The following is a 20,966-nucleotide window of genomic DNA, read 5'->3' on the forward strand; positions in this document are numbered from 1 at the left end:
CGCAGGTCAGTGGTTGCCGAGGTAGTCGAACTCCGTGCCCCCGTCCCAGCCCTTCTCCGAGCACGAAGCCGTGAAGATCGTGCCGTACACGGAGGGGACGCCGGCCACCGCGCAGTGCGAGGCGAAGCCGGAGCCGCCCTCGGAGAACCTTCCGATTCCGGAGCCGTCGTGGGCGAGCGCGGCACCGGCGCCGCCGAGCAGGATCCCCACGGCCAGGACAGACGCGGCCAGAGAACGCATGGCTACTCCTCATGAGTACGAGTTCCGAGTGACGTGGCAGAAGTGCCCGTCGCGCGGTCAAACGCCCGCGGGGACCGACGAGACACCACGTCTCACTCCAATGCCGGACAGCGGATCTCTGGGTCGCAGGCCTGCAGAAACGATGCTTTCCAACGGCCCGTTGAGATCGGCCTCACCCCCTGCGGCCCGGCGTCCGTCACCCGTGTGCCACGTGGGACCTCCCGGCCGCCTCGGCCGACCGAGGCGCAGGGGGACCTGAACGAGGGCGGGTCACGAGGGGCGCGCCGGTGAGCGAGCCATCGGTGAGCGAGTCATCGGTGAGCGAGTCATCGGTGGGCGCGTGCTCCTGGGCCGAGCGCACGGCACGGGAGGACGTGCCGATGCGCGCTCCCACGCGCCGAACGTCACCGCCACGCCGGTCACGCCGGTCACGCCGGTCACGCCGGTCACGCCGGTCACGCCGGTCACGCCGGTCACGCCGGTCACGCCGGTCACGCCGGTCACGCAGAACGTGCCCGTGCGACAGGGGGGTACGGCGCCCGGCGCGGCGGCCCGGCCCCGCCGCCGAGGCATTCGCGAGCGGCGGGCCCCGGCACGGTCAGGAGCCGCCCTCGCCTCCACCCTCCCCCGGCCCGCCCCCGTTTCACCGGCCCCCTCCGACCGCCGCGCTGTTAAGCTGTGGTGGACGTAGACCGTGTATCGAGGAGTCGCAGACGTGGCGGGTGAAGACGACATCTCCGGGTGAGATCCGGATCTGACGGCCACCGGCCGGTGCTCAGGCGCACCGCTGAGGTGGTCCGTTTCGTCGTACCCCTTTCCCCGTCTGCCCAGGGCAGAGGACCAAGCTCTGCCCTCAGTACCTCCGAGGACCTTTCATGTCCGACGCCGCCATCGTCTGCTCGAACCTCTCCTTCGCCTGGCCCGACGACACCCCCGTCTTCGACGGCCTGTCCTTCAGCGTGCCCTCCGGCCGTACGGGCCTGGTCGCCCCCAACGGCTCCGGCAAGTCCACCCTGCTCAAGCTGATCGCGGGTGAACTCGAGCCGGCCACCGGCACGGTGTCCGTCGAAGGCACCCTCGGCCACCTCCCGCAGAGCCTGCCCCTGACCGGGAATCTCACCGTCGCCGAGGTGCTCGGCATCGCCGGGGTGATCCGCGCCCTGGACGCCGTCGAATCCGGTGACGTGGCCGAGGAGCACTTCACCACCATCGGCGACGACTGGGACATCGAGGAACGCACCCGTGCCCAGCTCGACCGCCTGGGCCTGGCCCACCTGTCCCTGAACCGCGGCCTGAGCACGCTCAGCGGCGGCCAGGTGGTCTCCCTCGGCCTCGCCGCCCAGCTGCTCAAGCGCCCGGACGTCCTGCTGCTCGACGAGCCCACCAACAACCTCGACCTGGAGGCCCGCCACAAGCTCTACGACGTGCTGTCGGACTTCAACGGCTGTCTGCTCCTGGTCAGTCACGACCGCGCACTGCTCGACCGCATGGAACGCATCGCCGAACTCGGCAGCGACGAACTGCGGCTGTACGGAGGCGACTTCACCGAGTACGAGGAAGCCGTCCGCGCCGAGCGGGAAGTCGCAGAGAAGAACGTGCGCAACGCCGAGCAGGAACTCAAGCGGGAGAAGCGGGAGATGCAGCAGGCCCGCGAGCGCGCCGACCGGCGGGCGAGCAACGCCGCCAAGAACCTCAAGAGCGCCGGCCTGCCCCGCATCTTCGCCGGCACCATGAAGCGGGGCGCGCAGGAGGCCGCCGGCCGGGCCGGACAGATGCACGCCTCCCGGGTCGGCGAGGCCAAGGCCCGTCTGGACGAGGCCGGGCGCGCGCTGCGCGAGGAACAGCGCCTCACCCTGGAACTGCCCGACACCCGTGTGCCCGCCGGCCGCAACCTGTTCCTGGGCGAAGGGATGCGGGTGCGTCTCGGCGGCGAGGACGTGTTCGCACCGGGTGGTGTCGACCTGACCGTCCGGGGCCCGGAGCGCATCGCGCTGACCGGCCCCAACGGCGCGGGGAAGACGACCCTGATGCGTCTGATCACCGGCGACCTCGCCCCGGACAGCGGGGAGATCAAGCGCGGCGACGGCCGGATCGCCTATCTGTCGCAGCGCCTCGACCTGCTGGACCTGGACCGCACGGTGGCGGAGAACTTCGCCGAGTTCGCCCCCGCGCGGCCGGAGGCGGAGCGGATGAACCTGCTCGCCCGCTTCCTCTTCCGGGGCCCCCGGGCCCACCTGCCGGTCGGGGTCCTCTCGGGCGGCGAGCGGCTGCGCGCCACCCTGGCCTGCGTGCTGTGTGCCGAACCGGCCCCTCAGCTGCTGCTGCTCGACGAGCCCACCAACAACCTCGACCTGGTCAGCGCGGGCCAGTTGGAAAGCGCGCTCAACTCCTATCAGGGCGCGTTCCTGGTGGTCAGCCACGACGAGAGGTTCCTCACCGGGATCGGGGTCGACCGATGGCTGCGGCTGGCCGACGGTGCGCTCGTGGAGACCGGGGACCCCGAGGTGTGACCGGGAGGCGGCGCGGCCACTGCCCCTGGCCGCGCCGCCGCGGCACGCCCGTAGCGCGGCGGCCGTCAGGCCGCCCTTTCCGCCGCGGTTCGCCGGCGGAGAACCGGCGGGGGACCGGTGCGGTTCGCCGGCGGAGTACCGTCGCGGTCCACCGGCGAGGGACCGGTGGTGCGCACCGGCGGGAACCAGCGGCGTGCGCCGCGCGGGCGGTCCGCGCCGCGACCGGCTACAGCCCCAGGTCCAGAGCGAGGCACGAGGAGAAGTTCCACGCGCCTTCCGGGGCGTATTCCGCGGTCACCCCCGCGTTCGGTTCGGCCTGCTTCTCCTCGATCATGCTCTCCGGAGGGACGCGCTCGGGGAGCCTGCCGAACCGTTCGTGCCGCGCCGTCGCCGCGGGGTCCACCGTGAGTTCCTTGCCCATGGCCGATCTCCACTTCGTCGTTCCTGGATCCGGATCACGTTCCGTCCACCGTCCGAACACCATCAATATGCCCCTTCTCTCGTAACCGGTCAAGACGGTGACGTAACTTCGCCCACACATTCTCCTCCCCCTACATAACCCCTTTGACTGGTGATACTTTCACGGCAGAGGGGCGACCGGTGCCCAGCCGCCCGCCAGGGCGCGGCGCACGCGGCGCGTCAGGCCGTCACACACGGAGGGCTTCACATGTTCGACAGGCGTACCTTCAGCAAGTTCTTGGGACTCGGCACGGGAACGGCCGCCGCTTCACTGGCCGGGCTCCAGGGCGTCTCGAACGCCGCCCCGAGCCGCGGCGGCGAAGCACCCGGCGTGCCGACGACCGCTTCGGGCGCGCACGCCTCCTTCCCCGCCCTCCAGCAGGTCAGGGCCGGCCTGCTGGACATCGGCTACGCCGAACTGGGCCCCGCCCACGGGCCCGCGGTCGTCTGCCTGCACGGCTGGCCGTACGACATCCACAGCTACGTCGACGTCGCCCCCCTGCTGGCGGACCGGGGATACCGCGTGATCGTGCCCTACCTGCGCGGCCACGGCACGACGCGCTTCCTCTCCCCCCGGACGTTCCGCAACGCCCAGCAGTCGGCGATCGCGCTGGACGTCATCGCCCTCATGGACGCCCTCAGGATCCACAAGGCCGTGATCGCCGGTTTCGACTGGGGCTCGCGGACGGGTGGCATCCTCGCGGCCCTGTGGCCCGACCGCGTCAAGGCCCTGGTGTCGGTCAGCGGCTACCTCATCACCAACCGCGCCATGCAGTCGGAACCGATCCCACCGGCCGCCGAGCGCACCTGGTGGTACCAGTACTACTTCGCCACCGAGCGCGGCAGGAAGGCCATGGAGCGCGAAGACCTCCGCCACGACCTGACCCGGCTCGTCTGGGACCTGGTCTCCCCGACCTGGAACTTCGACGACGCCACCTTCGAGCGCACCGCGGCCGCCTTCGAGAACCCGGACCACGCCGCGATCGTCATCCACAACTACCGCTGGCGGCTGGGTCTCGCCGAGGGCGAGCCCCGCTACGACCGCTACGAGGACGCTCTCGCCACGGGCCCGGCCATCGGGGTCCCCTCCCTCACCATCGACCCCCTGCTCGACCCCTTCACCGCACCGCCCGGTGACGGCTCCTCCTACCGCGGCAAGTTCACCGGCCCGTACGAGCACCGCGCGCTGTCCGTCGGCCACAACGTGCCGCAGGAGGCACCGACGGCATTCGCCCAGGCCGTCGTGGACGTGGACCACTTCTGACGACGCCGGACCACGGCTCCCTGCCCGACGCGGTGCGCGGACCGCCCCGGACCCTGCGGACCACGGCGACGCCGGCCGCGGTGAGGGCGACCCGCTCGCCCTTCCCACCTGAGTGGCATGCGCAGCCCTGGGTAGCATGCGCAGCATCACCCAGGCGCCAGGGAGTGAACGGTCGTGACCAGCCAACCAGCCGCCGCGCTCCGCACGCGGCTCGTCGATCAGGCCGCGTCGGACCTGAAGGAGAACCGTCGGCGCCAGCAGGAGCTGGCCGAGAAGCTCAGGATGCTGAAGCAGGAGGAAGCCCTCCTCGTCGACATCCTCGAACTCGCCGAACGGTACGAGAGCCTGGCGGAATCCTCGTCCCCGCGCGAGCAGGACCGGGAAGATCCCACGCCCCCCGGTACCGCGCCGCCCAAGACGTCCGCCTCGCCCTCCACCGGCACTCCTGCGCAGCGGGCGGCGCGGACGGGAAAGTCCGCGAGGACGGCTACCAGGAGAACGGAAAAGTCCGTGAGGACGGCCGCGAAGGGGAAGTCGCGACAGCCCCTGCTCGGAGACCTCCTGCTGTCCCTGCTCGCCGACGGCGACGAGCCGCGCCCCGCGAAGGAACTGCGGGACGAGCTGCTGGAGAGGCACCCGGACCGCGATCCCACCCCGCAGGTCGTACGCAACACCCTGGAGTCGCTCGTGGCCAAGGGGCACGTCCGGCGTCACAAGCAGCAGCGATCCGTGAAGTACGCCCTCGAAGAATCCGGCCGACACGCGCTCGCGGCCCAGTGAGCCGCCTCCTCGCCGAACGACTGAAGTGGCCGTCCGCCCCTCCGCGACCAGCCGGCCCTTCACCCCCTGCCCGGTTCGTACGGCGGCGCGGCGCGCCCCCGGCGTCTCTGGTGGTGGACAGCGCCACGATCATTCACCGTCCGAGGTCTACGGTGGCCCTCTTGTCGGTCGACGAGTCCGGCCGCCTCGTGTGATGAAAGGTGTTGTAGCGCAATGATCGCCGCATATCAGGGTGAACCGGGTTCCAATTCGGCGGCAGCCACGCAACACCTGTTTCCCGGCATCACGGAGCTTCCCTGCACCAGCTTCGAGCAGGCCCTGGACGCCGTGACGCTCGGCACCGCCGACCTGGCGGTGATCCCGGTGGACAACTCCGCCGCCGGCCGGGTCGCGGACGTGCACCACCTGCTGCCGGAGTCGGGGCTCTTCGTGACCGGCGAGCACTTCCTCGCCATCCGCTTCGACCTGATGGGCCCGCCCGGAGCCACGTGGGACGACATCGAGTGCGTACGCAGCCATGTGCACGCGCTGGGGCAGTGCCGGAAGGTGCTGCGGGAAGGCGGCTGGCGCACGCTCGTCAGTGACGACACGGCGGGGGCGGCCCGTGAGGTGGCGGAGCTCGGCGACGTACGGCACGCGGCGCTGGCCCCGCCCGCGGCGGCCCGGCACTACGGCCTGGAGGTCCTCCGCCCGGAGGTCGAGGACGATCCGGACAACACGACGCGGTTCGTCGTGCTCTCCCGCGAGCCCGCCTTCGCGCCCGTCGGCGAGGGGCCGACGATGACGAGCCTGTTCTTCGCCGTGCGGAACATCCCGAGCGCCCTCTACAAGGCGTTGGGCGGCTTCGCCAGCAGCGCGGTCAACCTCACCAAGATCGAGAGCTACCAGAAGGGCGCAGGTCTCAGCCCGAGCCGGTTCTACGTCGAGATCGAGGGGCACCCCGACGAGCCGCAGGTGGCGTTGGCCCTGCACGAGCTGCGCTTCTTCTCCACCGAGGTGCGCGTCCTCGGCGTGTACCCGGCGCATCCGCACCGCCGCGGCGGGGTGACGACCGCCTGACGGTCAGGACGGACCCGCAAGGCGGTCCCTTCGAGGACGACGACGGGACGGGGCCGCACGCCCGCCCCCCCGGCCCATGACCCACAGGCCACGGACCGAGCCGGCTCCCGGGCCCACGGTGCCCCTGCCCCGTCGACCGGTCAGGCCTCTTCTCGTCGGGGCAGCCGCCAGTTGGGACGCGGGAAGTGGCAGGTGTATCCGTCCGGATAACGCTGCAGGTAGTCCTGGTGCTCGGGCTCGGCCTCCCAGAACGGACCCGCCGCGGTGACCTCGGTGACCACGGGGCCCGGCCACAGTCCCGAGGCGTCGACGTCGGCGATGGTGTCCTCGGCCACGCGTCGCTGCTCGTCGTCCAGGTAGAACACGGCGGAGCGGTAGCTGTCCCCGATGTCGTTGCCCTGGCGGTTCTTCGTGCTCGGGTCGTGGATCTGGAAGAAGAACTCCAGCAGGGTCCGGTAGTCGGTCACCGTTCGGTCGAAGATGATCTCGACGGCCTCCGCGTGCCCGTCGTGACGGCGGTACGTGGGGTGGGCGAGGTCGCCGCCGCTGTATCCCACCCGCGTCGCCAGCACGCCCGGCTGTGCGCGGATGAGCTCCTGCACGCCCCAGAAGCAGCCGCCCGCCAGTACGGCCCTTTCCTCGCTGCCGGCCATCGCCCGTCACCGTCCTCTTCGCTTGTCGCGTCGCCTCGGGCCGGCCTCGAAGGCCGGCCGGTCGGCCTGGGGTGTCACATCACCGGAGGATGGACACGCTCCAGACTGACACAGATGTTCATCACCGGTCAAACAGGTGACGCACGGGGATGTGCCGCGGGCCGGGGTCGGCGCGGTCAGGCCTGGGCGGCCTGCTGACGCGCCCGGTAGTTGGCGGCCTTGACCCGGTTGCCGCAGGTCTTCATCGCGCACCACTCCCGGCGGTGCCCCCGCGACCGGTCGAGGTAGACCTGCGTGCACTCCGGGCGGGCGCACTCCCTCAGCAGGGCCGCCTCGTCCCCGCCCAGAAGCTGGACCGCCTCGCGGGCCAGCGTCGCCAGCCCCTGCGCGACCGATCCCGTCCGCATGACCCCGTGGGGCCCCAGTCGCAGGGTCACCGGCAGGCCGGAGGCCTGCAGGTTCACCTCCGCGACCGCCTCCGCGGGCAGCGGCCGCGCATCGAGGCGAGCGGCCACCAGGCCGTAGATCGCCTCGCGCAGCTGCACGGCGATCACCACATCCGTCTCGCTCGCGCCGGGCGCCAGATCCACCGTCCCCGACTCCACGAACCAGTCGTCCAGGAGGCCTGGAGAGGCCAGCTTCTCCAGGGGCGCGGCGTTGCGGCGCGCCCGCAGGGTGCCGACGAAGTCCAGGCAGGGCGTCCCGCAGGGAAATGCATGATTCACGTAACCATACTGAACGGTGACGTCCTGCATGACAAGCCCCGGCCGACCGGCACCGCCCGAGAATCGGGCGCATCGAACCGGCGGAACGCGAACGGTTCGACCGGCTCCGTCACCGACATCGACATCGACATCGACATCGACATCGACAATATGTGACCGGAGGGTGCGGAACCCGGCAGCACCGTCGGCGCGGCTGGAGGCGTTGACCATCAGGGCCGGGTCGGGCGGTGGTCGAGCGCGGAGTCCGGCAGGCGTACGTCCTGGGGTCCAGGCAGGTGAACGGGTGATCGCCCCGCTCGTCCTGGACGTGCGGTGTGCCGTCGGGCGGGACCGGCGGCGTCATCGTCCCCGCCGTCCTCGCGCCGCGCGTGGCCGAGCATCGCGCCGGAAGGCAGGGGGCTGACGCCGGCCCCGACGTGCCCCGTGTCTTGCACGTTCGCCCGTGAGGCACGGTGGGACAGTGGAATCCGGCGGCCGGTCGGTCGAGTCGCCGCCGGACCTCCTCGACGCCAGGACTCGGACGGGAGCCCTCGATTGCGCTTGTACGCCCAGACACCCGCCCGCCGGAACGCGCAGGTGCTCGTGGACCTGATCGCCGTGGCCCTGATCGCCGCCGCGGTGTGGGGGGCCCTCGCCGTCCGCGAGGCGATCCTGCTGCTGGCCGAGCCGGGGCGCAGGGTGGAGAGTTCCGGCGACAGGCTCGCCGAGGAACTCGGCAACGCGGGAGACGCGGCATCGGAGGTACCGCTCATCGGCGGCGTCCTGAAGAAACCCCTCCAGTCCGCGGCCGACGCCGGCTCCGGCTTCGCCGACGCGGGAGTGTCGCTCCAGGAGACCGTCAACCAGGTCGCCGACGTGATCACGACGGCCCTCATCGTCGTTCCGGTGCTCTTCGTCCTGCTGCTGTGGCTCCCGCCGCGCCTGCTCTGGATCCGGCGCAGCAGCGCTCTGCGGCGCCTCGCCGAGGCTCCCGGAGGCGCAGACCTGCTCGCCCTCCGGGCCCTCACCGGCCCCCCGGGGGCGCTCGCCGAACTCCCGGCTCCGCCAGGCGGATGGGCCGACGCCTGGCGACAGGGGAACCAGCAGGCCATCACCGAGCTCGGCACGATCCCCCTCAGACGCATCGGACTGCGGCCTTGACGCGGAACCCCCACCCCTTCGGCACGGGACTCCGGAGCGGCGGGACCGACGGCCGCTCCTCGTCAGGCGCATGCAGGTGGCCAGGAGGCCACGGCCCCTCCGATGGCGGTCACCACGCGTCCGAACCGGGCCGAGATCGTCCGGGGTCGACGACGACGGAGCCGGCTACGCCCGGACGGTCGCCCCGACCCCCGTCGACCGCACGGTCGATATCCACTTGTGCGCCGTCGCCTCACGGGTCAATGTCGCCTCACACCCTGACGGAGGCAGAAGAGGATGACCACACAGACCCGCCCCCTCGACCACGAACTCATCGAGGCCGCGGCCCACGTCGCACGCACCCGCTGCCGGGGCGACAACCACACCATGGCGGCCGCGGGCCGCGCCCAGGACGGCCGGATCGTCACCGCGGTGAACGCCTACCACTTCACCGGCGGCCCCTGCGCGGAGCTGGTCCTCCTCGGCGCGGCAGCCGCCCAGGGCGCCTACGAACTGAACACGATCGTCGCCGTGGGCGACCGCGACCGAGGGGTCGTCCCCCCGTGCGGACGGTGCCGCCAGGTGCTCCTCGACTACTTCCCGGACCTGCGGGTCATCGTCGGGGCGGGCGAGCGGCTCCGGACCGTCCCCCTCACCGATCTGCTTCCCGAAAGCTACGTCTGGGCCGACCACCAGCTCGACACCGGGGAAAGCGAGTCGCTCAGCACGAGCTGACACGCCAGACACGGACGGGGAACGCCGCCTGATGCGGCACCGGACCGCGATGCGCCTCTTGTACGTCTCGGCGTCGGAACCTGACGACCGAACCTGAAGGACGCCAGGGCGAGCCCGGTGCGGTGCTTCCACGCGAGGGGCTCCAGGATCCGACTGCGGTCGGCCCACCGACGGCCACGGACCGGATCGGCCGACGTCAACGGCTCGATCCGATCCCCCATCACCTCAGTGATGGCCAGCCGGACAGACCCGTCCGAACCGGCGAATAGACCAAGGGGGACAGGCCCTAGCTCTGCGGGGGGTTGTCCTGCGGCTTGTCGGAGCCCAGTTGCTCGTTGAGCTTCCGCTGGGCCATGTCGACCTGGCTCTGGTATTTGTTCCCGGTCCTCGCGTCGAGGGCGTCGCCGCCCTTCTCCACCCCTTGCCGCGCGGTGTCTTCATGTCCCTTGAGCATGCCCTTGAGCTTGTCGAGCATCGACATGTCTGTCTCCTTCCGGACGATGGCACACCACCCAGCATCCGTTCATTCCCCGAGGTTCGCATCCCAGCGGAGCGGGGGCCGCCCGCCACCGCGCGCCCGGGCTCGCACCGCGCCAGGGCGACCACGCCATCGGCACGGCCGCCCTCGCCCCCGGCCACGCGGCCCTGGCACCTGCCGTCGTGCGGGTGCGGCGCCTGTACTCCCCCATGCCCATGAGGTTAGGCTCACCTTGCTTATCACGTGGGTTCGGGTTCCAGTGCCGCAGACGGCCACCCGCAGAACACAACAGGCAGAGGCAGGGCGCAGGTGGGAGACGGTGACCGGGCTCGTGCGCGCCGTACGCCCGTCGAGGCGGGACGCCCATGAGGGGGACGGGCGTTCCGCGCTCCGGCCCGGAGATCGGGGCAAGGCACCGTGGACAGGATCGCGCTCACCGCCGGGGCCCTGTATCTCATCGTCCTGCTCCGCGCCGGAGGGACGTTCGCCGTCGGGTGGCTCGCCGGCACAGGTGTCCGGCGCAGCAGGTTCGCCGCACGGGTCTCCTCGGCGAGGTTCCGGCGCGCCGAACGGGCGATCCGGCGGTGGGGCGCTCCCGTGGTGGCCGTCTCCTTCCTGACCGTCGGTTTCCAGACCGCCGCCAACTTCCTCGCGGGCAGCATGCGCATGCCGTTGCCGCGCTACCTTCCCGCCCTGCTCGTGGGCGGAGCGGCCTGGGCGTTGGTCTACGCGACCGCGGGAATCGGCGTGCTCGCAGTGCTGGGGAGGCTCTTCGCCGAGCGGCCGGCCCTCCAGGTGTCCGCCGCGGCCGTCCTCCTCCTCGCGGTGTGCGGGACGGTGGTGTACCGCAGGAGGAGGACGGTCCGATCCTCCGGTGGCGCCGCGGCCGAGGAATCGTGAGGCCGTCCCGAGAACGGCGCCCACCCTTTTTCCGCTGCCGGACGCCGCCCCAGGAGCGGACCACCCGTGCGTACGGCCTCGTCGTCCGGACTCCGGGGCGCGTCCGGGAGCATGTTCTGGCCGGCGCCACCGCGGGTTCCGTCCGTGCCGGGCTCCCTGTCGGACACGAGTCCCCGCATCCGCGGGCCGGCGGGCGGCCCCGACACCGGCGACTGTTCGCCGGCCGGGGCCACGAGCACGACCCGTACCGGCGCCTGCTCCGCCGGCGGGTCGGGGCGGCGGCCATGGCCGGGCCCCGGCTCCGCCGGTCGTCGCGGGCCACGTACGGGATCTTGAGACCACGAGCAGCCCATGACAGGCTCACGCCGCATGATCGATGAATTCGCGAAGGACCACCTGCACGGGAGACTGCGGCGGGACCGCAAGGCGCTGCTCTGGAAACTCGACGGCTTGTCCGAGTACGACGCCCGCCGGCCTTTGACAGCGACCGGGACCAACCTCCTCGGCCTGGTCAAACACGTGGCCACCGTCGAAGCCAGGTACTTCGGCGAGGTCTTCGACCGTCCCGCCCCGGAACCGCTGCCCCGGTGGCAGGACTCCGACGGCAGCGATCTGTGGGCGACCGAGGACGAGACCCGCGATCAGATCATCGGGTTCTACCGGCGCACAGGGGAACACTCGGGTCACCGTCCACCGCTGCGCCTCCGAGGCCGTGGACGTCCTGATCGATGGAGCGACCGCCAGTCAGCGCACGAAGCCCGTCACTGTGCCGTGGTTGTCGGGAGAGGCCAGGCCCCAGAGGAACAGCCCCACGATGATGGCCAGCAGGATCAGCCCCGGCACGTTCTCGGGCCCCCAACCGACGGGCTGCGGAACCGGTGGGCCGGGTGTGGCATCGTCGCGTGCGGCGTCGGAGTCGGCGCGTTGCCAGGGCGCGACCTCGGCCTCACCCCGGGCGATCCGCGCGGCCACGTGGCGCACGTCGGCCGCGTGGTAGGTCGGCTCCTGGGTCAGGTCCGTGAAGGGCACAGCCGAGGTACGTACGCTGTTGGCCCGCGCCACGGCCCTGATGCTGCTCGGCCTGATCTGCGGCCAGATCTCCCGGACTTCGGCCTTCGTGAGCCAGCCTTCCCCGTTCTCGAGGTCCCGCTCGTCCGCTGCCCCCATTCGAAGTCCGCCCCCTCGCTCTCCGATCGCCCTTGGTTTGGTACCCGAACCGCCGAAAGATCACTCGGCCGGGTAGTCGCATCCGGTGGCTCCGGGGAAGCGACGCTGTCGGGCCGCACCGCCCGGGGTGGCTGAGCCCGGAGCAAGCGCGTGATCACGAGCGCGTCGCATTCCTTCGCCCGTGAGGTGATCGTCTTGACGGAGGCACTGCGAGGCAGGGCACGGCCACACCCGAATTTCGCACTGTTCGAGACCGTCTCCGCTCATCGGAATACGGCCGGATCCCCGGACACGGACACGGACGACGGGCGTCCGGCACATCCGCTCCAGGACCCGGTCGCCCTTCACCGGGCCTCGGACCATGTGCAGTCCGACGCACCGCCGTTGACGCCCTGGAACATCGTTCCTGCTGGCACGAGCCCGGCATCGGCGGCCCGCCCGCCCGGGCACGGGGCGGTGAACAAACGCTCCCGGCACGCGGAGAGAAGGGGCCGGCGGGGGGCTCCCGCCGGCCACGCGCGCGAGCGCCGACCGGGCCCGGGACTTCCGGGCCGAGTCGACGCTCGCGCCGGTCATACGGCCGCACCCGTCGTACGCGGGGTGGGTCAGCGGCGCAGTTTCAGGCGGTGCACCCCGCCGTCGACCGTGCCGACGTAGAGCGTGCGGCCGTCGGGGGCGGCGGCCAGCTTGGTGGTGTCGGTGTTCTGCAGACCGCTCGAGACGTTCTCCCAGGTGAGACCGTTGTCGGTGCTGCGCAGTACGCCCCGGCCGCCCTGGACGAGCCCGGTCGCGGTCGAGCGGGCGGTGGCCGCGTAGAGCGCCCCGTTCACCCGCAGCAGGTCCGAGACGTGGATCGCGAGCGGGCCGGTGTCGGCGGTGCGGAAGGTCCTGCCGTCATCGGTGCTGACCCGGACGGACGATCCGCCGACGACCAGGCTTCGGCCCTCCCTCACGATCGCGGAGACGGGCCCCTCGGCGACCTTGGTCTTGGTGACGCCGCCGTCGTCCGAGCGGTAGAGGCCTGAGGCGTTGCCGAGCCAGAGGCGCCGCGGGTCGCGCGGGTCACCGGCCATGACGTCGAAGGACCTCTCGTGGAAGAGGTTCTTCCACGTCCTGCCGCCGTCGGAGGTCGAGAAGAGTCCGTCGCCGAAGATGCTCCTGAAGCTGATCGCCACCCGGTCCGGGTCGGCCGGGTGGACCAGGATCGAGGTCGGTATCTCCGACGACGTGCCCTTCACCCGCCAGGTCCGGCCGGCGTCGCCGCTGCGGGAGACCTCGAAGAGGCCGGTCGCGGTGCGCCGGACCTGCCACACCACCCTGGTGTCCTTGGGCGAGACGGCGATGTGCGAGGTGAGACGACCGGTCATGCCCTCCGCCCCGCTCTGTCCCCACTCGGGGCCGGTGACGGGGATCGCGGTGCGGTAGGTGCCGCTCACCGTTCCGGCGAGCAGGTGGTCGCCGCCGACCGCGAGGGCGAAGGCGGTCAGGCCCTGGACGCCGATCCTCCGGTATCCGGTGCCGTCGGCCGAGCCCCGGTACAGGCCGTCCTGTTCGCCGGCCACGGTCACCGAGCCGTCGGCCCACCGGTCGTAGTCCATCGCGATGGCGGCCTTCGAGGGGGCGGGCACGGACTTCCAGGTCCTGCCGTGGTCGTGGCTCACCTGCCCGGCGCCGAACAGCGCGCGCAGGTACAGGTCGCCGCCGGAGGCGGACAGTCCGTTGCCGCCCTCCGCCAGGGGCAGCAGGGTGGACCAGGTGCGGCCCTTGTCGTAGGAGCCGCGGACTCCCGTACCGGGGACGTAGGCGGCCACCACGGTGGAGTCGGCCGCCATGCCGCGGAGGGTGCTCACGGGTTCGTCGAGGACGAGGTGCGCCGTACCGGGGTCGCCCCTGCCGACGCCGTCGATCCGCCAGACGCCGTCGAAGGTCGCCAGGTACAGGGTGTCGCCGACGAGGGTCGCGTCGCGGACGTCACCGCTCACGCCGGTGGGGTACGTCGCCCAGTTGTCGCCCGCGTCCGTGCTGACCAGCAGTGTGCCGCCGACGATCGCGGCGAGGGTACGGGTCTGCTCGTCCGCGACGAACTCGTCGATGCGCGCGTCGGGCACGTCGAGCTTGCGCCAGGTGCGGCCGTTGTCGTCGGTACGCAGGATGGTGCCCCGGCGGGTGGGGTCGGCGGCCGTGTTCACGGCGTACCACCAACGATCGGGGCGGCGGGCGTCGACCACGACCGCTCCGGTTCCGTTGCCGTCGGCGATCGGCAGCCTGCCCACCTGGCGCCAGTGGGCGCCGCCGTCGGTGGTCAGCCAGGGAGCGGCCTTCCGGAACTGGGTCACGACGGCCTGCTTCGGCCGGGCGGGCGAGAGCGCGACGTGACCGGCCTCGCTGTTCGGGCCGATGGGCTCCCAGCGGTCGCCGCGGCTGCCGGCGGGGGTGACCTCGAAGGCGCCGGTTCCGGTGATCCGCCGGCCGTCGGTGGTCGTGGCCCGCACGGCCAGCCGGTAGGCGCCGGCCGCCTTCCCGGTCACGTCGGCCTGGTAGTAGCCGGCGCCGTTCATGACGGTGGGCAGCGTGAAGGCCTTGCCGTGCGGCGGCGTGACCCTGATCTCCGGCGGCGCGCCCAGGGCGGCCGGGGCGGCGATGTGCACGGTGGAGCGGCCGTCGCTCGGGTCGGGGGACGCCTGGACGACCAGGTGCCGGACGACGAGCAGGTACGGCACCCGGAGGGCCGGGCCCCGCGCGGGGGTGACCGTGATCCGGCCGCTGATCTCCGTGTCGGTGGCCGGGCGGTCCGCGCGCAGGGTGACGTCGACGGTTGCCGACCCCCCGGCGGGGACGGTCACCCGCGACGGGGACACGGTGGCGGGCCCGGTACTGCCGAGGGCGACGGTCAACGGCTTCTCGTCGGGGTTGGCCAGGCGCACCTTCGCGGTGCCGCCGACGGTCCGGTCGGCCAGGTCGGCCAGGCCGAACGACACGCTCGTCGGGGAGGCGGTGAGGGTGGCCGACGCCGCGGCGGCCACGTCGAGCCGTCCGTTGCCCTGGGCGGTGGGGCCGGTGCCGGCGAGCTGCTTCGCGGTGCCGACCAGTGCGGACCTGATCCCGTCGGGGTCCTGGTCGGGGCGCAGTTGGCGCAGCAGGGCGGCGGCTCCGGCGACGTGCGGGCTCGCCATCGAGGTGCCCGACATGCGGTAGACGCCGGGTTCGTACATCGAGGTGGGAATCGAGGAGCGGATCTCCACGCCGGGTGCGACCAGGTCGGGTTTGAGTCCGAAGCCGGTGCCGGGTCCGCGTGACGAGAACGAGGCGATCTCGTCGGTGGAGTCGGTGCCGCGCAGGGTGACGGACACCTTTCCGGCGGCCAGTTCACGGCTCAGCTGGGCGTACTGGGTCGTGTCGATGCCCATGACGACCAGGTGGTCCATGCGCAACGAGTCGCCGGAGGCGGCGGTCCGGGTGAGGTCGGGGCGGGCGGGGGTCTCCCGGGCCTCGACCGTTCCGGGGGTGGCGGCGAACACGGGTCCGTCGTGGGACGGGAGGCCGCCGAGCACGGCGAGCGCGCCGCGCCTCTCGGCTTCGCGCGCCCAGTCGATGTCGCTCTGGCTCAGGACGTCCGTACTGGGCGGGACGAGCATGTCGGCCCGCAGGATCTTGCCCCGTACGTCACCGACCCGCTCCCAGTCCTCGGGGGTGCCCGCGCCGACGTCCACGAGCGGCGCGGTGACCGGCTTCAGGGGCGGGTTCGCGGACAGGACGCCCCGGTACGTCTGGATCAGTTCGGGCTCCTCGCCCGCCAGGTACGCGCTGGGGATCCGCAGCCCGCTGGTGGAGGCGCCGACCGCGATGACGCCGTCGGCCGACGCGGGAGTGCTGATGGTGCCGCTGCCGGGTCCGGCGTTGCCCGCCGCCGCGACGACGACCACCCCGGCCCGCACGGCGGCGGTCGCCGCGCGGCCCAGCGGGTCGGTGCCGTCGCCGGGGCCGCCGAGGCTCATGTTGATGACGTCGGCCGGGTGGGGGTTGTTCGGATCGGCCGCGGCCTCGATGCCGGCGATGATGTCGGAGGTGTAGCCGCTGCCGTCGGCGCCGGTGACCTTGTAGGCGAGCAGGCGGGCGTCGGGCGCCATGCCGGTGACGCCTCCCTCCCCGGCCGCCTTGCCCGCGATGATGCCCGCGACGTGGGTGCCGTGGCCGTTGTCGTCCATCGGGTCGTCGTCGCCGTTGGCGAAGTCGAAGCCGCCGACGACCTTGTGGCCCTCGCCGAAGCCGCCGCCCAGGTCGGGGTGGCCGTAGTCCACCCCGCTGTCCAGGACCGCCACGACGGTGCCCTTCCCGGTGGCCTTCACCCCGGCCGGGTCCTCGCGCTTCCAGACCTCGGGCGCGCCGGTCAGCGGGACGCTGGTGTCCGTGCGCACCTGTATCCGGGTGTCGGGCCGGACGGCGACGACGCCCGGCAGCGCGGCCAGCCGTGTCGCCTCGGAGGCGGGCACCGTCATCGCCACGGCGTTGACGAGCAAGCCGAGTCCGCGGGGTGCGGCGGGGTGCAGTCCGGCCTGCCGCACCGTCCTGACGAAGGCGTCCTGTCGTGCCGCCACGGCCCGTCGGGCGCCGCCGACGGCGGAGGTGGTGCCGGCGGTCAGGGCGGTGAGCGAGCCGCCGGGGGCGGCCGCCACGGCGGCGTCTCCGGACAGCTCGACGATGACCCGCTGGTTCGGGTCGGGTGACTTCGCGGTCGCGGTGCCGGGTGTCGCGGTGAGCGTCCCGGCCAGCGCGACGGTGGTGACCGCGGCGGCCACCAGACGTCGGCTTCTTCGTGGGTTCTTGGCCATGGGGAGAAGTCCTAGCGCCGAAGTCACTCTCCGTACAACGGATCTTGACGGCCCATTGCTGCACCTGGCACAAGTGGGCCAGGATCCGCACATGACGAACGAGCTCACCGCGGCAGGCATCGATCCGTTCGACGAGAGCGTCTACCGGGCCGTGTTGACCCGGCGTACGGCGGCCCCGGCCGAACTCGCCGCCGACCTCGGCTGCTCCTCCCTCCGCGCCGCCAGGGCGCTGGACCGGCTGCACGACCACGGTCTGGTCGGGCGGCTCGCGGGGGTCCGCCGCCGGTACGCGGCGATCGAGCCGGGAGCCGCGGTCGAGTCCCTGGTGCGGAACAGGACGGCGGAGTTGGACCGGGTCCGTTCGGCGGCGGGCGAACTGTCCCGTCTCTTCGCGGCGGCCCAGGCCGGCACCGCCGGGGAGGAGGAGGTGGAGATCGCCACCGGCCGCGAGGCGCTCGGCCGCTGGTTCGTCCGTCTCCAGCAGGAGGCGCGCGAGGACGTCATGACACTGGACCGGCCGCCGTACGCGCTGACCACCTCCAACCCGGTGGAGAGCACGGCGCTGGGGCGCGGCGTGCGCTACCGCGCGGTCTACGCCCCCGAGGCGCTGGAGTGGCCGGGGGTGCTCGAGGACATCCGCGGACTCGTGCGCCGTGGCGAGCAGGCCCGGGTGATGCCGGGCCTGCGGATCAAACTGGCCATCGCGGACCGCCGGCTGGCGCTGATGCCGCTCTCCCTGGACCTCGACGGGGTGCGCGCCGCGGTCATCCGCCCCTCCACGCTGCTGGACGCCCTCACCGACTACTGGGAACTGTGCTGGAGACAGGCCCTGCCGCTCGACGCCCCCGCCGAGGACCCGCTCGGCGAGGAGGATCGCCTGGTGCTCACCCTGCTGGTCAGCGGCCTCAAGGACGAGGCCATAGCCCGTCAGCTCGGCTGGTCGGTCCGCACGATGCGCCGGCGCATGAGCCGCCTCCACGAACTCCTGGGCGCGGTGAACCGCTTCCAGGCCGGCGTCGTCGCGGCACGCCGCGGCTGGATCTGACCTGCCGCCGTACCGGGCCCGACGACCCGCGCGACCGAGGGAGGGGCTGCGATGCGCCCCCTCCAGCGTCCCGGCAGGGAGAGCGCCAGGTCAGCGGCGCCCGGATTCCTTGCCCGGGGCGACCCGGGCCACAGAACGAAAGCCCGCCCGGTCCGGCGCGGCGCCGGGCAGCTCGCGGGCTGCGGGCCTGCGTGACGTGGATGCGCGAGAACGGCCCCGACGCCCGGGCAGGCTCGGGTCAGAGTCCGTCGCCGTCCGTCCGGGCCGAGATGTCCGCGGCCCAGACCGAGACGCGCGCGGCGCCCCGGCGGACGGCTTCTTCCGGGTGCCGGGCGAGCTTCCCGCAGACCGCTGCGACGTCCGGCCCGCCGTCCGGGTCCACGAGCGCGTCGTGCACCCCGGTCTGCAGCCAGTCGGCGTGGTCGTCGTCGGCTTCGGCGACCGCGAGAGCGATGAGCCTCATGGCGGCCGCCGTCCCCACCCGGGTCAGGGCCTCCGCCGTCTGTCGGGTCACCGCCGTGTCCTCGGTGTCCAGCAACAGCTCCAGCAGCGCTTCCGCGGCCCGGGGGACCTCGGCGGAGGAAGCGAGGTCGCGCCCGGCGCGAGCACGTTGGGTCCACGACGGGGACGACGCCTCGGCCAAGGCCGTCCCCCACCCGTTCGTCGTCCCCGGCACCCCCAGACGGTCCCACACTCCACGTGGAAGGTCGAACCCGGGCCGACGCCCCCACCACCGCACACATGACCGGGCCGACGCCCCCAGGCGCGACCGGGCCGGCCTTCGCCCGCAACCAACGCCATCCAGACTTCACCACCTACCCGCGCTTGCACATATGGCGCGCATGCAATTATTGTCGAAGCATGCAAAGGGATCGTTCAAGCAATTCCGGGAGCGGACGAGCCATGCCGCTCGCGCTCCTCGCTCTGGCCGTCGGGGCCTTCGGCATCGGCACGACCGAGTTCGTGATCATGGGGCTGCTGCCCGAGATCGCCTCCGACTACGGCGTCGCCATCCCCACCGCCGGCCTCCTGGTCACCGGCTACGCGCTCGGCGTCGTCCTCGGCGCACCCCTGCTCACCGTCTTCGGGACCAGGGTCAGCCGCAAGCGGATGCTCATGCTGCTCATGGGCCTGTTCGTGCTCGGCAACCTGCTCTCCGCCGCGGCCCCGAGCTTCGGGCTGATGCTGGCCGGCCGCATCGTCGCCTCGCTCGCCCACGGGTCGTTCTTCGGCATCGGGTCGGTCGTGGCCGCCGAGCTGGTCGCCCCGGGCAAGAAGGCCGGCGCCATCGCCACCATGTTCACCGGCCTGACGGTCGCCAACATCGTGGGCGTACCGCTCGGCACCTTCATCGGGCAGACGGTCGGATGGCGCACCACCTTCGCCGCCGTCGCCGTGCTCGGTGTGATCGGCCTGCTCGGCATCGCCAAGCTCGTGCCCGCCATGCCCCGCCCCGAGGGAGCCCACCTGCGTCGGGAGCTGACCGCCTTCCGCAATCCGCAGGTCCTGCTCGCGATGGCGATGACCGTGCTCGGCTTCGGCGGCGTCTTCGCCGCGATCACCTACATCGCGCCGATGACGACCGAGGTCGCCGGCTACTCCGACGGCGCCGTCACCTGGCTCCTCGTCCTCTTCGGCGTCGGCATGTTCCTCGGCAACCTCCTCGGCGGCCGCTTCGCCGACCGCGCGCTGATGCCCCTGCTGTACGCCACCCTCGGCGGCCTCGCGGTCGTCCTCGCGCTGTTCACGGTGGTCGCCCACGACAAGGTCCTCGCCGCGATCGCCATCCTCCTGGTCGGAGCGCTCGGCTTCGCCACCGTGCCGCCCCTGCAGAAGCGCGTCCTCGACCAGGCCCACGGCGCGCCGACCCTGGCCTCCGCCGTCAACATCGGCGCCTTTAACCTCGGCAACGCGCTCGCCGCCTGGCTCGGCGGCCTCGTGATCGCCGCCGGCTTCGGCTACACCGCCCCGAACTGGGTCGGCGCCGCCCTCGCCGCCGCCGCGCTGGGCCTCGCCTTCTGGTCCGCGGCCCTGGAGCGTCGTACTCCCGCGGTCCGGGCCGACTCCGGTGCCGCTGGTGTCGGTGTCACCGCCGGTGCCGACGTCCGCACCCCCGTACACCACTGATGCCCCGCTCCCCTTTCCACCGCCCCAGGAGAAGCACCATGAGCACCACCCCCGCCGCTCCCGCCGTCGCCCTGAACAACGGCGTCGAGATCCCCCAGCTCGGCTTCGGCGTCTTCCAGGTCCCCGACGACGAGACCACCGCCGCCGTCACCGCCGCCCTGGAGGCCGGTTACCGCAGCATCGACACCGCCGCGATCTACGGCAACGAGACCGGCGTGGGCCGCGCACTGGCCGCCTCCGGGCTGCCCCGCGAGGAACTCTTCGTCACCACCAAGCTGTGGAACGCCGACCAGGGGTACGACTCCGCCCTCCGGGCCTTCGACGACAGCCTCGCCAAGCTCGGTCTCGACCACGTCGACCTCTACCTGATCCACTGGCCGGCGCCCGCCCGCGACCTGTACCGGGACTCCTGGCGCGCCCTGGAGCGCCTCGCCGGGGAGGGACGCGTCCGCGCCGTCGGCGTCTCCAACTTCCAGCCCGCGCATCTGCGGCGGCTGATGGACGGTACGGCGCTGACTCCGGCCGTCAACCAGGTCGAACTCCACCCCGGTCTGCAGCAGACCGAGCTGCGCGCCTTCCACGCCGCGCACGGCATCGCCACCGAGGCGTGGAGCCCGCTCGCCCAGGGCGCCGTCCTCGGTGACCCGGCCGTCGCGGCCGTCGCCTCCCGGTACGGCAAGTCCCCCGCCCAGGTCGTCATCCGCTGGCATCTGCAGCTCGGCAACGTCGTCATCCCCAAGTCGGTCACCCCGGCCCGGATCCGCGAGAACTTCGACGTCTTCGACTTCGCGCTCACGGACGAGGAGATGCGGGCCGTGGCCGCGCTCGACCGCGGCCTGCGGACCGGCCCGCACCCCGACGAACTCGACTGAGCCG

The 20,966-nt window shown here is 72.4% G+C and carries 19 protein-coding genes and 2 pseudogenes; 12 read left to right on the top strand and 9 right to left on the bottom strand.

Features of this window, described 5'->3' with window-relative positions:
* Positions 1-6 precede the first annotated feature (6 nt).
* On the bottom strand, positions 7-240 hold the full coding sequence (locus IE180_RS27740) for a hypothetical protein (protein WP_190159691.1): 234 nt from the start codon (positions 238-240) through the stop codon (positions 7-9).
* Positions 241-1,115: 875 nt separating this feature from the next.
* Here IE180_RS27740 and IE180_RS27745 point away from each other — a divergent pair.
* On the top strand, positions 1,116-2,750 hold the full coding sequence (locus IE180_RS27745) for an ABC-F family ATP-binding cassette domain-containing protein (RefSeq protein WP_190159692.1): 1,635 nt from the start codon (positions 1,116-1,118) through the stop codon (positions 2,748-2,750).
* Between the two features lie 226 nt (positions 2,751-2,976).
* Here IE180_RS27745 and IE180_RS27750 read toward each other — a convergent pair whose 3' ends face one another.
* Positions 2,977-3,171 (bottom strand): hypothetical protein, encoded by a 195-nt coding sequence (locus tag IE180_RS27750; RefSeq protein ID WP_190159693.1) that lies wholly within the window; start codon positions 3,169-3,171, stop codon positions 2,977-2,979.
* A 246-nt stretch (positions 3,172-3,417) separates the two neighbouring features.
* On the opposite strand from IE180_RS27750, the gene IE180_RS27755 reads away from it, so the two are divergent.
* The 3 genes from IE180_RS27755 to IE180_RS27765 all read left to right on the top strand — a co-directional run bounded on the left by IE180_RS27755 (position 3,418) and on the right by IE180_RS27765 (position 6,312).
* Positions 3,418-4,473 carry an alpha/beta fold hydrolase gene (locus tag IE180_RS27755; protein ID WP_190159694.1) on the top strand — a complete coding sequence of 352 codons (1,056 nt, stop codon included), beginning with the start codon at positions 3,418-3,420 and terminating at the stop codon, positions 4,471-4,473.
* 174 nt (positions 4,474-4,647) lie between these two features.
* Complete coding sequence (locus tag IE180_RS27760) at positions 4,648-5,253, top strand: hypothetical protein (RefSeq protein WP_190159695.1); 606 nt, start codon at positions 4,648-4,650, stop codon at positions 5,251-5,253.
* Between the two features lie 213 nt (positions 5,254-5,466).
* Positions 5,467-6,312 carry a prephenate dehydratase gene (locus tag IE180_RS27765; protein WP_190159696.1) on the top strand — a complete coding sequence of 282 codons (846 nt, stop codon included), beginning with the start codon at positions 5,467-5,469 and terminating at the stop codon, positions 6,310-6,312.
* A 140-nt stretch (positions 6,313-6,452) separates the two neighbouring features.
* Here the strand turns inward: IE180_RS27765 and msrA are convergent, their stop codons facing one another.
* Complete coding sequence (msrA, locus tag IE180_RS27770; protein WP_190159697.1) at positions 6,453-6,965, bottom strand: peptide-methionine (S)-S-oxide reductase MsrA; 513 nt, start codon at positions 6,963-6,965, stop codon at positions 6,453-6,455.
* Between the two features lie 176 nt (positions 6,966-7,141).
* On the bottom strand, positions 7,142-7,690 hold the full coding sequence (locus IE180_RS27775; protein ID WP_190159698.1) for a CGNR zinc finger domain-containing protein: 549 nt from the start codon (positions 7,688-7,690) through the stop codon (positions 7,142-7,144).
* On the opposite strand from IE180_RS27775, the gene IE180_RS27780 reads away from it, so the two are divergent.
* The 3 genes from IE180_RS27780 (at position 7,682) to IE180_RS27790 (ending at position 9,544) form a co-directional block, all read left to right on the top strand.
* The gene (locus IE180_RS27780; RefSeq protein ID WP_190159699.1) at positions 7,682-7,846 is read left to right on the top strand and encodes a hypothetical protein; all 165 of its coding nucleotides are present in this window, start codon (positions 7,682-7,684) and stop codon (positions 7,844-7,846) included. The genes IE180_RS27775 and IE180_RS27780 overlap by 9 nt on opposite strands.
* Before the next feature lie 384 nt (positions 7,847-8,230).
* Positions 8,231-8,830 carry a hypothetical protein gene (locus IE180_RS27785; RefSeq protein WP_229860963.1) on the top strand — a complete coding sequence of 200 codons (600 nt, stop codon included), beginning with the start codon at positions 8,231-8,233 and terminating at the stop codon, positions 8,828-8,830.
* A 276-nt stretch (positions 8,831-9,106) separates the two neighbouring features.
* The gene (locus tag IE180_RS27790; RefSeq protein WP_190159701.1) at positions 9,107-9,544 is read left to right on the top strand and encodes a cytidine/deoxycytidylate deaminase family protein; all 438 of its coding nucleotides are present in this window, start codon (positions 9,107-9,109) and stop codon (positions 9,542-9,544) included.
* 100 nt (positions 9,545-9,644) lie between these two features.
* Here the strand turns inward: IE180_RS27790 and IE180_RS27795 are convergent.
* A pseudogene (locus IE180_RS27795) lies at positions 9,645-9,765 on the bottom strand (IS5/IS1182 family transposase); the annotation flags it as partial.
* Positions 9,766-9,830: 65 nt separating this feature from the next.
* Positions 9,831-10,025: an antitoxin gene (locus tag IE180_RS27800; protein ID WP_190159702.1), complete on the bottom strand. Its 195-nt coding sequence runs from the start codon at positions 10,023-10,025 to the stop codon at positions 9,831-9,833.
* A 414-nt stretch (positions 10,026-10,439) separates the two neighbouring features.
* Between IE180_RS27800 and IE180_RS27805 the strand changes: the two genes are divergently transcribed.
* Together IE180_RS27805 and IE180_RS27810 are read left to right on the top strand one after the other, a co-directional pair.
* Complete coding sequence (locus IE180_RS27805) at positions 10,440-10,922, top strand: DedA family protein (protein ID WP_190159703.1); 483 nt, start codon at positions 10,440-10,442, stop codon at positions 10,920-10,922.
* A gap of 369 nt (positions 10,923-11,291) precedes the next feature.
* Positions 11,292-11,603 (top strand): annotated as a pseudogene (locus IE180_RS27810) (mycothiol transferase); the annotation flags it as partial.
* Positions 11,604-11,666: 63 nt separating this feature from the next.
* Here the strand turns inward: IE180_RS27810 and IE180_RS27815 are convergent.
* Positions 11,667-12,089, bottom strand: coding sequence for a hypothetical protein (locus IE180_RS27815; RefSeq protein WP_190159766.1), 423 nt, complete (start codon positions 12,087-12,089; stop codon positions 11,667-11,669).
* A 605-nt stretch (positions 12,090-12,694) separates the two neighbouring features.
* Complete coding sequence (locus tag IE180_RS27820; protein ID WP_190159704.1) at positions 12,695-16,918, bottom strand: S8 family serine peptidase; 4,224 nt, start codon at positions 16,916-16,918, stop codon at positions 12,695-12,697.
* A 91-nt stretch (positions 16,919-17,009) separates the two neighbouring features.
* Here IE180_RS27820 and IE180_RS27825 point away from each other — a divergent pair, with 91 nt between their 5' ends.
* A complete protein-coding gene (locus IE180_RS27825) occupies positions 17,010-17,963 on the top strand; it encodes a helix-turn-helix domain-containing protein (protein ID WP_229860964.1) in 954 nt (317 codons plus the stop codon).
* A gap of 238 nt (positions 17,964-18,201) precedes the next feature.
* Here the strand turns inward: IE180_RS27825 and IE180_RS27830 are convergent, their stop codons facing one another.
* A complete protein-coding gene (locus IE180_RS27830) occupies positions 18,202-18,477 on the bottom strand; it encodes a hypothetical protein (RefSeq protein WP_229860965.1) in 276 nt (91 codons plus the stop codon).
* Positions 18,478-18,866: 389 nt separating this feature from the next.
* On the opposite strand from IE180_RS27830, the gene IE180_RS27835 reads away from it, so the two are divergent.
* Positions 18,867-20,090: an MFS transporter gene (locus IE180_RS27835; RefSeq protein ID WP_190159706.1), complete on the top strand. Its 1,224-nt coding sequence runs from the start codon at positions 18,867-18,869 to the stop codon at positions 20,088-20,090.
* A gap of 38 nt (positions 20,091-20,128) precedes the next feature.
* Positions 20,129-20,962 carry an aldo/keto reductase gene (locus tag IE180_RS27840; RefSeq protein ID WP_190159707.1) on the top strand — a complete coding sequence of 278 codons (834 nt, stop codon included), beginning with the start codon at positions 20,129-20,131 and terminating at the stop codon, positions 20,960-20,962.
* The last annotated feature ends 4 nt before the right edge of the window (positions 20,963-20,966 follow it).

The sequence above is a fragment of the Streptomyces litmocidini genome, assembly GCF_014649755.1.
GTDB classification, from domain to species: Bacteria; Actinomycetota; Actinomycetes; order Streptomycetales; family Streptomycetaceae; genus Streptomyces; species Streptomyces litmocidini.